The organism is Nonomuraea sp. NPDC054003 (assembly GCF_055585125.1).
Genome location: NZ_JBVJKR010000018.1, coordinates 24,383 through 36,723, shown reverse-complemented (window position 1 = coordinate 36,723; position 12,341 = coordinate 24,383). Strand labels below are relative to the sequence as shown.

Sequence of the window (12,341 nt, the reverse complement as noted above, 5' to 3'; positions counted from 1 at the left end):
GGCCTTCCTGACGTACGAAGTGATCACGTCAGGTCGATGCTCATCTGCTGGTGGGGCACGCCGACGTAGGCGACCGGGCCGCCCACCTTCGACCAGCCGAGCCGCCGGAAGAAGCTCACGTTGCCGAGCTGGACGTACGCGATCATGCGCGCGCCGCCGGCGGCCGCGGCGGTCTCCACCGCGTACCTGACCAGCGGGCCCCCCAGCCACAGGTGCCGATACTCCGGGAGCACCGCGAGCCGGTCCCCCTTCCACAGCCTCTCGCCGTCGGGCGCGGGGTAGCGGTACAGCCGGACCGTGCCGGCCGGCACGCCGTCGGCGAACGCGAGCACGTGGTGGACGCTGGGATCGCGGTCGAACTCGTCCTGGTCGGTCTGCTCGAACAGCGACTGTTCCGCCACGAAGACCGATCGCCGGATCCGGAGGTGCTCCTCCAGCTCCTCCGCCGCCGTCACCGTACGGCAGACGTGATGCGGCGCGGCCTGGTCAGAAAACGAGCGGGAGAGAGACGCGCCCATCGGGCACCCCACCCTTCGTCGAACCAGAACCGGCACGTTCCAGGGCGGCCTGCCCCGAACACGCCTGGCAGCGTGCGCATCCCGCCATGACCCCGGTGGCGGTGAGGCCGCGTCGCAGCATGTGCGGGACGACCTGCCGGTAGATCCCCTCGACGTAGTCCGCTGACGGGGGCCGTTCGTCCTCCATGAGGCTGCCCGGGACCGGGCGCAGCGGGACGATGAACGGGTAGACGCCCATGTCCACCGCCCGGCGGCACATGTCCACCGTGAGGTCGGGGTCCTCGCCCATGCCGAGGATCACGTACGTCGAGACCTGTCCTTCGCCGAAGACCCGGACCGCGCGTTCCCAGGCGGAGAAGTACGCCTCGACGCCCCAGCGCGCCTTGCCCGGCGCGACCCGCGCGAGCACCTCGGGGTCGAAGGTCTCCACGTGGATGCCGACGGAGTCCACGCCCATGTCGCGGACCCGGTTGATCACGTCGAGGTCGGACGGGGGTTCGAACTGGACCTGCACCGGCAGCCCGGACGCCTCCTTCACGGCCTGGGCGCACCTGCCGACGTAGAGGGCGCCGCGGTCCGGGGTGGCGGTGCTGCCGGTGGTGAGCGTGGCGTCGACGGCGCCGTCCAGGTCGCGGGCCGCCACCGACACCTCCGCGAGCATCTCGGGCGTCTTCTTGGCGATCGTGCGACCGGCCGCGAGGGAGACCCCGATCCCGCAGAACGTGCACTGGTCGGAGTTGCCCCAGTAGGCGCAGGTCTGCAGCACCGTGCTGGCCATGGAGTCCAGGTGCATGAGCGCGATCTGCCAGTAGGGGACGCCGTCGGCCGTCTTCAAGTCGTAGTACTTCGGCCGGGGAGCCAACGCCGCGTCCGCCAACCGGACCGAGCCCTCGTAGATGCCGAAACCGTCGTCCTCCTGCCGCAGGGCGTACGGGGAGTCACGCACGTAGTCGGCCGTGGTGGGAACCGTGGCCGGGCTTCCGTCGATCCACAGCATCCCCGCGTCGGCGGGACCGGCGCCGCCCTTCCGCGCCTCCATGGAGATCTCGGTCCGCAACCCCCGGCTCTGCAACCGGGCGATCAACTCGGCGAGTTCCTCCTGGTCGAGGGTCCGGTGGGTGTCGGGTGCCTCGGTCATGATGTGGCTCCTTGTCCGGGCCGACTCTTAACGGTGCTCGGCTAGACCGCCATGAAGGATGACGCATTTACTATAGGAAACTACTCTTTGACTACTATAGAAAGAATGTAGGGAGTGGCAACTAGGCGTCAGTGAATGACCGGGTATGCCCACAATCGCCCGGTCTGTGGCGTGTCTCATCAGGAGTCCTTGAGCCGGGTCACCCACACCTCCCGTTCCTCCGCGGAGGCGGCCTCGTGAAGGACGTGTCCCCCGTCGCCGGGCTCGCCTGAGGCGAGCCGGCCGGTCTCCAGGTCGATGCGCCCCCGCTCGACGGTGTGCACGCAGGCGGTGAACGTCTCGTCCGGTCGCGTCGTCACGAGCAGCGCCCGCCCGGTGGCGGGGTCGACCTCCAGCCGCCGGTACGGGACGAACGGGTCCCCGGGACGGTAGCCGGACTCCTCCAGCACCAGCCATCCGGCGCCCGGGGCGGCCTGCGCGAGGGCGGCCAGGCGGTCGTCCAGCGTGACCTCCTCGAGCGCCTCCCGGTAACGCATCGCGAACGCGGCGCCCGCGACGGCCTCGACGTCCAGGCCGTCGGACGTCAGCAGCTCGCTGGACTCGACCACCCGGCGAACCAGCTCGCGGTGCTCGGCCCAGGCTTCGACCAGCGGTTCGAGGCCCCGCCCGGACTCGCGGAGCCGCTGCGCGACCGCGCCGACCAGGCGCGTGGTCCTGAGGTAGATGTCCGGCTGGTGGGCGCTTCCGGCGAAGGCCCGCTCCGCGGCCGCGGTCCAGAGGCGGAGAAGCTCGCTCGCGGCCTGCCGGGCGTCGGGTGCGGGTCCTGGGTCCCGCACACCCTCAGTCTCGGACATTTGATATTTCCTCCTGGACAGTTCACTATACTAAACGTTACATCTAGTATCGGATATTGAGGTAGGGGCGACCAAGCAGTGAGCAACGTAGCTGTGGTGGCTGTCGGCGGTAACGCCCTGACCCGCGCGGATCAGCCGGGTACAGCCGAGCAGATCGAGAGCAACGCCGCCCAGATGGCGTCGGGGATCTCGAACCTGTGCGAGGCGGGTTGGTCGGTGGTCGTCGTCCACGGCAACGGCCCGCAGGTCGGCCATCTGGCGATCCAACAGGAGGGGAGCGTCGATCTGGTGCCACCGCAGCCGCTGTACTCGCTGAACGCGATGTCACAAGGGCAGCTCGGCAGCGTCCTGGTGCGCGCGATCGACACCATCCGGGGGCCCGGCACGGCCGTCGGCCTCATCTCGCACATGGTCGTCGACCCGCACGATCCCGCCTTCCGTACGCCCACCAAGCCCATCGGCCCCTTCTTCACCGAGACGGAGGCCGCGGCCATGGCCGAGCGGCGCGGCTGGGAGATGAGACAGGACGCCGGGCGGGGCTTCCGGCGGATGGTCCCCTCGCCCCATCCCACCGAGATGCTGGAGCTGTCCGCGGTCACGCCCCTGCTCGCGGCCGGCAAGGTGGTCCTCGCCGCCGGCGGCGGCGGAGTGGCCGTGGCCCGTGACGATCAGGGCCGCTATCACGGCGTGGACGCCGTGATCGACAAGGACTCGGCGGCCGCGCGCCTCGCCGGATCACTCAAGGCCACGATGATGATCCTGGTGACGGGGGTCGACGCGGTCATGGTCGACTACGGCACCCCGCGGGCCCGCGCCGTCCACGAGCTGTCTCTCGCGCAGGCCGAGCGGTATCTCGCCGAGGGCCAGTTCCCGGCCGGGAGCATGGGGCCCAAGATCCGGGCGGCCACCGACTTCGTACGGGAGAGCGGCGGGACCACCGTCATCACCTCGGCGGAGCGCATGCTCGAAGCCCTGGACCCGCAGAACCGTGTCGGCACGCACATCGTTCCCGAGCAAGCAATGAGCGAAGAAGCAATGAGCATCGCATGAGCACCCACGACAACCTCGCCCGCGTCCGCGTCGTCCGTGACACCTACCTCGACTCGCTCCGGCTGCTCGTCGCCACCTCGGTCATGGCCGAACAGGGCGGCGTCACCTGGGCGGGTGCCGTGATGGCGACGCCTTCAGGCCGGGAGAACCTGGAGGCCGAGGGCTTCGGCGCGGAGTCCGTCGGCCAGGCCGGGGCGAACGACCTCGTACTCGCCGTGCGCGCCGGTGACGAGGCCGCGGCGGAGGCCGCGCTCGCCGCCGGCGAGCAGGCCGCGTTCGAGGACGCCCGCGCCGAGTCCGGTGAGGCCGCCGCCGCCGCGCCCCGCACCGTCAGCGGAGCCGTCGCGCAGATGCCGGACGCGTCCGTGGCGATCGTCTCCGTGCCCGGTGGTTACGCGGCGCTGGAGGCCCACCACGCGCTCTCCCAGGGGCTGCACGTCCTGCTGTTCAGCGACAACGTCTCGCTGGACGAGGAAGCGGAGCTCAAGAAGCGGGGGAACGAGCTCGGCCTGCTGGTCATGGGGCCGGGGGCGGGCACCGCGGTGATCTCCGGCACCGGTCTCGGGTTCGCCAACGCGGTACGCCGCGGGCCGGTCGGCGTCGTCGCCGCCGCCGGCACCGGGGCGCAGGAGGTGTCGGCCCTGCTCGACCGCTGGGGCGTCGGCGTCTCGCACGTGATCGGCGTCGGCGGCCGTGACCTGTCCGAGGCCATCGGCGGGCGGATGGCCAAGGCGGCCGTGCGCGCTCTCGACGAGGACCCCGAGACCGAGGTGATCCTGCTGGTGTCCAAGCCGCCGAGCGAGGCGGTCGCCCACAGCGTGCTGGAAGAGTGCGGGTCCACCCCGGCGGTGGCCGCGTTCCTCGGCCTCTCGGAGATGGAGCCGCCGTCCGGGGTGCGGATGGCGCGGACGCTGGAGGAGGGCGCGCTCACCGCCGCCCGGCTCGCAGGTAAGACCCCTCCGGCCACCTCCGAAGGCCTGCGCGCCCAGGTGGAGGAGCGGCTCGGCGCCCTGGGCGACGAGCGGCGCACCGTCCGCGGCTACTACTCCGGCGGAACGCTCTGCTACGAGGCCCAGGTGATCATCAACGAGCTGCTGGGCGAGGTGTACTCCAACGAGCCGCTCCTGCCCGGCAACACGGTCCCCGCCCCGCCCGGCTCGAACGTGCTGCTCGACCTGGGCGCGGAGGAGTACACCGTCGGCAGGCCGCATCCGATGATCGACCCCGGCAACCGCATACAGATCCTCCGCCAGGAGGCCCGCGATCCCGAGGTCGCGGTGGTGCTGCTCGACGTGGTGCTCGGCTACGGCTCGCACGAGGACCCGGCGGGGCAGCTCGCACCGGTGCTCGGCGAGATCATGGCCGACGGCGGCCCGCAGGTCGTCGCGTACGTCCTCGGCTCCGACACCGATCCCCAGGGCTACGCCAGGCAGCGCGCGACGCTGGAGGGGATCGGCTGCCTGGTGACCGAGACCGCGGCGCGCGCCGCGTACACGGCGGCGGCCATCGCGAGCCGCCGCCCTGAACTAACGGAGTCCCACCGGTGACAGAACACCTCCGCCTTCCTCCCGTCGCCCTGATCACCTACAGCACCCGGCCGAGGGGCGGCGTCGCGCACACGCTGGCGCTGGGCGAGGCGATGCACGCGCTCGGCCAGGACGTCCTGATCATCGGCCTCGGTGACCCGGGCAAGGGGTTCTTCCGGCCGGTCGCCGCCCCGACCCACGTCGTCACCGCGCCCGTCACCACCGGCGGGCTGGAGGAGAAGGTCGCGGCGAACATCGACGCCCTGGAGGCGGCCCTTGCCGACCTCGCCCCCGCCTACCCCATCCTGCACACCCAGGACTGCATCGCGGCCCGTGCGGCGGCCCGCGTGCGCGACGCCGGGATCCCCAGCAGGGTCGTCCGCACCGTCCACCACGTGGACGACTTCGACAGCGAGATCCTGATGGACTGCCAGCGCCAGGCCATCCTGGAGCCGGACCAGATCCTGGTGGTCACCAAGATCTGGCAGGACATCCTGCGGGAGGACTACGGAGTCCTGGCCGACGTGGTGCCCAACGGCGTGGATCCGGCCCGCTACAGCCGGCACTCCCCGGAGGTCGTGGCACGGCTGCGGGCCCGGGTCGGCGCGACCGACCGGCCGCTGCTGCTGTCCGTCGGCGGCATCGAGCCGCGCAAGGGCAGCGACACGCTGGTGGCCGCGCTGTCCAGGCTGGTCGGCGAACGTACGCCGCCGCCCGTGCTGGCCGTGCTCGGCGGCCACTCCTTCCAGGACCACCGCGCCTACAGGGAGAAGGTGCTGGCGAGCCTGGACGCCCTCGGCCTGACCCTGGGCAAGGACGTCGTCGAACTCGGCACCGTGCCCGAGGACGAGATGGCGGCGTGGTACGCGGCGGCGGACGTGCTGGCGTTCCCTTCCGTGAAGGAGGGGTTCGGCCTGGCCGCCCTGGAGGCGATGGCGGCCGGTCTTCCCGTGGTCACCAGCGACATCCCGGTGTTCAGGGAGTGGCTGGTCCCCGGCCGCGACGCCCTGCTGACCCCCGTCGGCGACGCGGGAGCGCTGGCCGACGCGCTCTCGGCCGTGCTCGACGACGAGGCCCTCCGCGCCCGGCTCCGCACCGCGGGCCTGAGCCTGGCCGACCGCTACACGTGGACCGCCAGCGCCCGCCGGCACCTGGAGCTGTACGCCGGCAGCCCGGAGGCGCTCACCGCACACTGACACCGCTCACCGCGCCGAAGGGCACGGACGGAGTGTGCATTCGGCCACTGACCTGCCGCGCCGCCTGCCGCACCCTGAGGTTGCCCGCGTTTCGCCATGGAACGCCGGTCGACCAGAGGGAGTAACGGCATGCGATCTCACAAGCTCGTCCTCGCGCTGGCGCTGACGGTGGGCCTGGCCGTGTCCGCGGCCCCGGCCGCCGCGACGAGCACGGCCGGCACCTGCCGGGTGGAGCTGAACTTCGTCGACGCCTACGACACCGACGAGAACAACGGCGACGAGATCCGGATCAACCTCGCCGGGTACATGTACCCCGGCGGCGGCCGGTACGTCGCCATGAACAACGGTGACCGCGCCTATTCCGGCAACTTCGCCAACCCGGCCACCACCATCGGCACCACCGGGTCGGCGCTGTTCAGCCTGCGCGAGGTCACCCTGCCCGTCGTCGGCCAGGGCGACGTGCTCGGCTCGGTCACCGCCTGGGGCTTCACCTGCGCCACGCTCGCCACGGGCGAGGTCCAGGAGATCCCGCAGCACATCTTCGGCAGCGGCTACTGGTACTACATGAGCCTCGTGATGACCGGCCTGTAGGCGCCTTGTTTCCGACCGATCGATCGGTAGGATTCGGGCCATGGACATCATCGCGGTCACCCGGCACGGCAAGGTGCGTGGCCACCTCCAGGACGGGATCCCGGTCTTCCGCGGCATCCCCTACGCGGCCGCGCCCTTCGGGGCCGAACGCTTCCGCGCCCCCGCGCCCGTGCGCCCCTGGGAGGGGGTCCGTGACGCGCTGCGGTTCGGGCCGACCGCGCCCAAGCGTCCCTACCGGCCGCCGCTCGACCGGCTCATCCCCGAGGAGCCGATCCCCGGCGACGAGTGCCTCAACCTGAATGTCTGGACACCGGGCGTGGACGACGGCGCCCGCCCGGTGATGGTCTGGATCCACGGCGGTTCCCTGCGCAACGGCTCGTCGAGCATGCCGCTGTACGACGGCCACGCCTTCGCCCGCGACGGGGTGGTGCTGGTCTCGATCAACTACCGGCTCGGCGTGGAGGGCTTCGGCGTCTTCCCGGACGCGCCGGACAACCGCGGCCTGCTCGACCAGGTCGCCGCGCTGGAATGGGTACGCGACAACATCGCGGCCTTCGGCGGCGACCCCGGCAACGTCACCGTGTTCGGCGAGTCGGCGGGGGCGATCAGCATCGGCGCGCTGCTCACCAGCCCGCGGGCGAAGAGGCTGTTCCACCGGGCGATCATGCAGAGCGGCCCCCCGCACACGGCCACGCGCGAGGAGGCCGCCAAGATCGTCAAGCTGATGGCGGCCGAGCTGGGCGTGCCCGCCACGGCCGGGGCCTTCGCCGCCGTCGACCGCGAGCGGCTGCTCGACACCCAGGCCGAGGTCGTCGGCAAGGCGAACCCGATCACCGGCGGCCCCGCCTTCCACATCGTGGCCGAGCCCGGGGCCGCCCCGGTCGAGGCCGACCTCCTCATCGGCGCCAACCGGGAGGAGTACCGCCTCTGGTTCGTGCCCACCGGCGCCGTGGACCGGGTCAGCCGCCTGACCCTGCGCCTGGCCCTGCTGAAGTTCCGCATCCCCGCCCGCGCCGCCCGGCTCTACCGGTCCGCCCGGCCCGGTGCCAGGCCCGGCGAGATCCTCGGCGAGATGGCCACCGACCTGCTCATGCGGGGCCCGCTCAACCGCCTGGCCGACTCCGTGGAACGGGCCCACGTCTACGAGTTCGCCTGGCGCTCACCGGTCATGGACCTGGGCGCATGCCACGGCCTGGAGATCGGCTTCGTCTTCGACAACCTCCGGCACTGCCGTGAGCTGGCCGGCGACGACGCCCCGCAGGAGCTGGCCGACGCCATGCACCGGGCCTGGGTCGCCTTCGCCAAGACCGGCGACCCGGGCTGGCAGCGGTGGGACTCCTCCCGGCCCGTCATGGTCTTCGACTCGCCGGGCTCCGGCGTCGTCCACGCCCCCAGGGACGAGGAGCTCAGGATCTGGCTAGATCGCGAGCGGTGACCGCCGCCTCCAGCAGCCGCGCCTGCGCGGGCACCGCCAGGTCCAGCCCGGTCAGCAGGCTCACCCGCCGCAGCCGGTAGTCGAGCGTGTTGCGGTGGATGTGCAGGTCGAGCGCGGTCCGGCGGCGGTTGTGCCCCCGGTGGACGAACGCGCGCAACGTCTCCAGCAGGTGGGGATGGCCGTCGAGCGGCGCCAGCTTGGCGGCCAGCCGTGACAGGCCCGCGCCCGGCCGCGCGAGCTGGTGCTCCAGCAGCACGTCGTCGAAGCGGTAGAGGCCCGGCGGCCTGCCGAGCCTGCGCACCAGCTCCATCACCGCGCGGGCCTCCCGCGCCGCCTCCGGGATGCGCGCGGGCTCCTCCGCCAGGGCCGCGGCGACGAGCAGGGGCCGTCCCACGACGTCGGCCAGCCTGTCCGCGAGCGGCTCCGGCGGGCACCCGTCAGGCAGCAGCGCGACCCCGTCGACGTGGTCCATCAGCACCAGCGACCCGGTGTGCGCGTCCATCGCCGACTGCACGAGCCGGGCCGGCGGCGCGGGCTGCCCGAAGTCGAAGAGCACCACCTCGTGCGCCTGGCCCACCTCCACGCCCGCCGCCTCGGCCAGGCTCTCGTACGGCCGGCCGCTCAGCAGCGCGCCGATGAGCGCCCGTCGCACCCGCTTGTCCTCGCTCCTGATGTCCTCCTGCGCCTGCTGGTGGGCCAGGGCGACGGCGGGCATCGCCGTACGCAGGTAGCCGAGCAGCCCTTCACCGGCCTCGGCCAGCTCGCCGGGCCCGGCCGCCTCGGTCAGCGCCCGCCACCAGACCTCGGCGCCGATGAGGTAGGCGCTCACCGCCGCCTCCAGCGGCAGCCGCTCCTCGGCCCGGCGCGCCGACCACTCGATGATGCGCGTCAGATCGCCCGGCCCCACCGCGTCGTGCCTGCGGAGCGTGCGCAGCAGCATCGCCAGGACGGCCGAGACCGAACGGGTCACCTCACCGCTCAGGATCTCCGGCGGCAGGTCCCGGTAGAACGGGATCTCGGCGGCGCACCGGGCGACCACCGCGGAAGTGAGCTCCCGCACCCTCGGGGCCATCCGGCTGTGGAGGTCGGACATCCCGGGATCGTCACATTGCCCAAACCGCACCGTCAATCCTTGCCCCAAGTGCGCAAAGACGGCGGCTCCCGGCGCAACCAGGATGGCGGGTGAACCCCCAGCCAGGAGGCCGCCTTGTTCAGACGCCTGCTCATCCCCCTGCTCCTCGTGCTCATCCTCGGCACGGCTCCCGCCAGTGCCGCGACCACGAACTGGGGCGCACCCGGCCCCTACGCCACCGCCGTCGAGATCGGCGCGGTCAACACCCTCTACTACCCCCGCGACATCGCCGGGAGCGACCGCCGGCACCCGGTGATCGTCTGGGGCAACGGCACGGGCGGCGCGCCGCTCGTCTACCGCGACCTGCTCCTGCAGTGGGCCAGCCACGGCTTCATCGTCTCCGCCGCCAACACCCCGATGTCGAACCTCGGCATCTCCATGCGCGCCGGGATCGACGCCCTCGCCCAGCGCGACGCCGACCCGTCGAGCGTCTTCCACCGCAAGGTCGACCTGACCCGCATCGGCGCCTCGGGACACTCCCAGGGCGGCGCGGCCGCCATCGTCGTCGGCGCGGACTCCCGCGTGGACACCATCCTGCCCATCCAGCCGGGCCCGCTGGCCGACATCGACGACGTCCACGGCCCCGCGTTCCTGATGGCCGGCCAGCGTGACTCCATCGTCTGGCCCGCGCTGGTCAAGGCGTTCTACAACGCCGCCGACCACATCCCGGCGATCTACGGCGAGGTGCGCGGCGCCGACCACTTCACCGTCGTCGGCGACCCCGGCCCGTTCGCCGCGCCCACCACCGCCTGGTGGCGCTTCCAGCTCATGGACGACCTCCAGGCCCGCGCCCTGTTCTACGGGCCGAACTGCGGCATCTGCGTCGACAGCGTCACCTGGTCGGATGTCCGCCGCAACGCCCGCGTCCCCCGCTGATCTTCCTGCCGATCGATCGGTAGGCTACGCTCGCCCTACCGATCGATCGCTCGGAAAGGAACCCCCCCATGACCGTCGAAAGCCGGCCAAGACCCGCCCTCCTGCGGGTGACCATCGGCAGCTTCGTGGGCACCGTCATCGAGCAGTACGACTTCCTGCTCTACGGCTTCATGACCGCCCTGGTCTTCAACACGCTCTTCTTCCCCAGCTCCGACCCGACCGTCAGCACCCTCGTCGCCTTCGCCGGCTTCGCGATCGGCTTCATCGCCCGTCCCGTCGGCGCGATCGTCGCCGGCCACTACGGCGACCGCATCGGCCGCAAGTCCATGCTCGTCATGACCCTCCTGGTCGCGGGCCTGGCCACCACCGCGATGGGCCTGCTCCCCACCTACGCCACGATCGGCATCTGGGCGCCGGTGCTCCTGGTCACCCTCCGGGTCATCCAGGGCTTCTCCTACGGCGGCGAGGTCACCGGCGCGGTGCTGATGACCACCGAGTTCGCGCCCCGGCACCGCCGCGGCTACATCGGCAGCTTCATCCCCGCCGCCGGACCCGCCGGCCTGCTCCTGGCCACGATCGCGATCATGGCGGTGGCCGGCATGGAAGAGACCGACTTCCTCTCGTACGGCTGGCGCATCCCCTTCCTGCTCTCGGCGGTGCTCGTGCTCGTCGGCCTGGCGATCCGCGCCTCCGCCCCGGAGAGCCCGGTCTTCGCCGGGTCCCGCACCCGCCACAGCGCGCCCATCCTGGAGGTCTTCCGCCGTCACACCCGCACCGTCCTGCTCGGGGTGGGCACCGGCTTCGGCTTCTACGTCATCTTCTACGTGCTGCTCGTCTTCGCCGGCTCCTACCTGACCACCCAGCTCGGGCACCCGGCGCAGGTGCCGCTGGTCGCGGTGGCCATCGGCTCGGTCATGGTGATCGTCTTCGGCCCGCTCTGCGGCAGCCTCTCCGACCGCTTCGGCCGCCGCCCGATGATCGTGACGGGCTCCGCCCTGACCGCCCTGTTCAGCTTCGCCTTCTTCGCCATGCTGGCCACCGGCGGTGCCACCCTGATCTACCTGGCCTACGCGCTCGCCTTCGGCCTGGTGACCATCATGTACTCGCCGCTGATCACCTTCATCGCCGAGCAGTTCCCGACGGCCGTGCGCTTCAGCGGCGCCTCGGTCGCCGGGCAGATCGGCGCGGTGCTCGGCGGCGGCCTCGCCCCGCTGATCGCCACCGCCCTGCTCGCCGCCTGGGGGATCTGGGCCGTCGCGGCCTACGTCTGCGCCTCGCTGCTGGTGTCGCTCGCCTGCACGCTGGCGCTGAAGGAGACCAGCCGGAGCGACCTCACGGCAGAATGAGGTCGTGACTAACGATCGATCGGCAGCACTCGCGACCCAGCGACGGTTCGCCGCCTCCCAGGTCCGGCTCCCGGAGCACGTCCTGCTGGAGGGCACCTCCGGCCGGATCCTGCGCGAGGCGCTGCTGCTCTTCGCCGAGCGGGGCTTCTACGGCACGTCCATCCGCGACCTCGGAACGGCCTGCGGGATCCGCTCGGCGACCCTCTACTCCCACTTCCCCGCCAAGGAGAACGTCCTGGCGGAGTTGGTCCGCATCGGTCACGAGGAGCACCACCGGCGGCTCGTCGAGGCGGCCTCCGCGGGGCCGGCGGACCCCGAGGCGCGCCTGCGCCGCGTGGCCCGCGCGCACGTCCTGGTCCACGCCGAGTTCCCCATGCTCGCGGTGGTCGCCAACAACGAACTGCACGCCCTCTCCGCCGAGCTGGCCGGCCCCGCGCTCATGCTCCGCGCCGACGGCCGCCAGCTGCTGATCGACATCCTCGACGAGGGCATCAGCGAGGGCGTCTTCGACGTGCCCGACGCCTTCCTGGCGGTCACGGCGATCAGCGGGATGGGGATGCGGGTGGCCAACTGGTACGACTCCGCCATGCCGTACGAACCCGAGGAGGTCGCGGACGCCTACGCGGAGTTCGCCCTGCGGCTGACCCTGGCGGGGCGCCCCTGACGACGGTGGGCCCGG

12 protein-coding genes are annotated in these 12,341 nt (G+C 72.0%); 8 read left to right on the top strand and 4 right to left on the bottom strand.

The genetic code is table 11. From position 1 onward, the window contains the following. Nucleotides 1–23: 23 nt before the first annotated feature. The 3 genes from ACZ6YG_RS36895 to ACZ6YG_RS36885 form a co-directional block, all read right to left on the bottom strand. Nucleotides 24–518 carry an MSMEG_0567/Sll0786 family nitrogen starvation N-acetyltransferase gene (locus tag ACZ6YG_RS36895; protein WP_148034942.1) on the bottom strand — a complete coding sequence of 165 codons (495 nt, stop codon included), beginning with the start codon at nt 516–518 and terminating at the stop codon, nt 24–26. Beyond that, nucleotides 487–1,656 (bottom strand): MSMEG_0568 family radical SAM protein, encoded by a 1,170-nt coding sequence (locus ACZ6YG_RS36890; protein ID WP_466020535.1) that lies wholly within the window; start codon nt 1,654–1,656, stop codon nt 487–489. The genes ACZ6YG_RS36895 and ACZ6YG_RS36890 overlap by 32 nt, the downstream gene beginning before the upstream one ends. Nucleotides 1,657–1,835: 179 nt before the next feature. Next, the gene (locus tag ACZ6YG_RS36885) at nt 1,836–2,510 is read right to left on the bottom strand and encodes a hypothetical protein (RefSeq protein ID WP_466020534.1); all 675 of its coding nucleotides are present in this window, start codon (nt 2,508–2,510) and stop codon (nt 1,836–1,838) included. A 96-nt stretch (nt 2,511–2,606) separates the two neighbouring features. On the opposite strand from ACZ6YG_RS36885, the gene ACZ6YG_RS36880 reads away from it, so the two are divergent. The 5 genes from ACZ6YG_RS36880 to ACZ6YG_RS36860 all read left to right on the top strand — a co-directional run bounded on the left by ACZ6YG_RS36880 (nt 2,607) and on the right by ACZ6YG_RS36860 (nt 8,308). Continuing rightward, complete coding sequence (locus ACZ6YG_RS36880; protein WP_222709210.1) at nt 2,607–3,560, top strand: amino acid kinase family protein; 954 nt, start codon at nt 2,607–2,609, stop codon at nt 3,558–3,560. Further along, complete coding sequence (locus ACZ6YG_RS36875; protein WP_271276063.1) at nt 3,557–5,107, top strand: FdrA family protein; 1,551 nt, start codon at nt 3,557–3,559, stop codon at nt 5,105–5,107. The genes ACZ6YG_RS36880 and ACZ6YG_RS36875 overlap by 4 nt, the downstream gene beginning before the upstream one ends. Then, entirely contained in the window at nt 5,104–6,282 is a 1,179-nt protein-coding gene (locus ACZ6YG_RS36870) for an MSMEG_0565 family glycosyltransferase (RefSeq protein ID WP_271276064.1), read from the top strand. The genes ACZ6YG_RS36875 and ACZ6YG_RS36870 overlap by 4 nt, the downstream gene beginning before the upstream one ends. Before the next feature lie 129 nt (nt 6,283–6,411). Beyond that, nucleotides 6,412–6,873 carry a hypothetical protein gene (locus ACZ6YG_RS36865; RefSeq protein ID WP_148034948.1) on the top strand — a complete coding sequence of 154 codons (462 nt, stop codon included), beginning with the start codon at nt 6,412–6,414 and terminating at the stop codon, nt 6,871–6,873. Between the two features lie 40 nt (nt 6,874–6,913). Next, complete coding sequence (locus tag ACZ6YG_RS36860; protein WP_397196607.1) at nt 6,914–8,308, top strand: carboxylesterase/lipase family protein; 1,395 nt, start codon at nt 6,914–6,916, stop codon at nt 8,306–8,308. Here the strand turns inward: ACZ6YG_RS36860 and ACZ6YG_RS36855 are convergent. Then, nucleotides 8,280–9,401, bottom strand: a complete 1,122-nt coding sequence (locus ACZ6YG_RS36855; RefSeq protein ID WP_466020533.1) for a PucR family transcriptional regulator — start codon at nt 9,399–9,401, stop codon at nt 8,280–8,282. The two genes, ACZ6YG_RS36860 and ACZ6YG_RS36855, sit on opposite strands and share 29 nt — an antisense overlap. Before the next feature lie 114 nt (nt 9,402–9,515). Here ACZ6YG_RS36855 and ACZ6YG_RS36850 point away from each other — a divergent pair, with 114 nt between their 5' ends. From ACZ6YG_RS36850 to ACZ6YG_RS36840, 3 genes are all read left to right on the top strand, one after another. After that, nucleotides 9,516–10,316 carry an alpha/beta hydrolase family protein gene (locus ACZ6YG_RS36850; protein ID WP_271276068.1) on the top strand — a complete coding sequence of 267 codons (801 nt, stop codon included), beginning with the start codon at nt 9,516–9,518 and terminating at the stop codon, nt 10,314–10,316. A gap of 68 nt (nt 10,317–10,384) precedes the next feature. Then, nucleotides 10,385–11,662 carry an MFS transporter gene (locus tag ACZ6YG_RS36845; RefSeq protein ID WP_397196610.1) on the top strand — a complete coding sequence of 426 codons (1,278 nt, stop codon included), beginning with the start codon at nt 10,385–10,387 and terminating at the stop codon, nt 11,660–11,662. A gap of 4 nt (nt 11,663–11,666) precedes the next feature. Beyond that, the gene (locus tag ACZ6YG_RS36840) at nt 11,667–12,326 is read left to right on the top strand and encodes a TetR/AcrR family transcriptional regulator (RefSeq protein ID WP_466020532.1); all 660 of its coding nucleotides are present in this window, start codon (nt 11,667–11,669) and stop codon (nt 12,324–12,326) included. The last annotated feature ends 15 nt before the right edge of the window (nt 12,327–12,341 follow it).

Excerpts from the sequence above, each read along its gene's own strand:
- ACZ6YG_RS36895 (WP_148034942.1), bottom strand. The coding sequence starts at position 518 with ATGGGCGCGTCTCTCTCCCGCTCGTTTTCTGACCAGGCCGCGCCGCAT.
- ACZ6YG_RS36890 (WP_466020535.1), bottom strand. The coding sequence starts at position 1,656 with ATGACCGAGGCACCCGACACCCACCGGACCCTCGACCAGGAGGAACTC.
- ACZ6YG_RS36885 (WP_466020534.1), bottom strand. The coding sequence starts at position 2,510 with ATGTCCGAGACTGAGGGTGTGCGGGACCCAGGACCCGCACCCGACGCC.
- ACZ6YG_RS36875 (WP_271276063.1), top strand. The coding sequence starts at position 3,557 with ATGAGCACCCACGACAACCTCGCCCGCGTCCGCGTCGTCCGTGACACC.
- ACZ6YG_RS36865 (WP_148034948.1), top strand. The coding sequence starts at position 6,412 with ATGCGATCTCACAAGCTCGTCCTCGCGCTGGCGCTGACGGTGGGCCTG.
- ACZ6YG_RS36860 (WP_397196607.1), top strand. The coding sequence starts at position 6,914 with ATGGACATCATCGCGGTCACCCGGCACGGCAAGGTGCGTGGCCACCTC.
- ACZ6YG_RS36855 (WP_466020533.1), bottom strand. The coding sequence starts at position 9,401 with ATGTCCGACCTCCACAGCCGGATGGCCCCGAGGGTGCGGGAGCTCACT.
- ACZ6YG_RS36845 (WP_397196610.1), top strand. The coding sequence starts at position 10,385 with ATGACCGTCGAAAGCCGGCCAAGACCCGCCCTCCTGCGGGTGACCATC.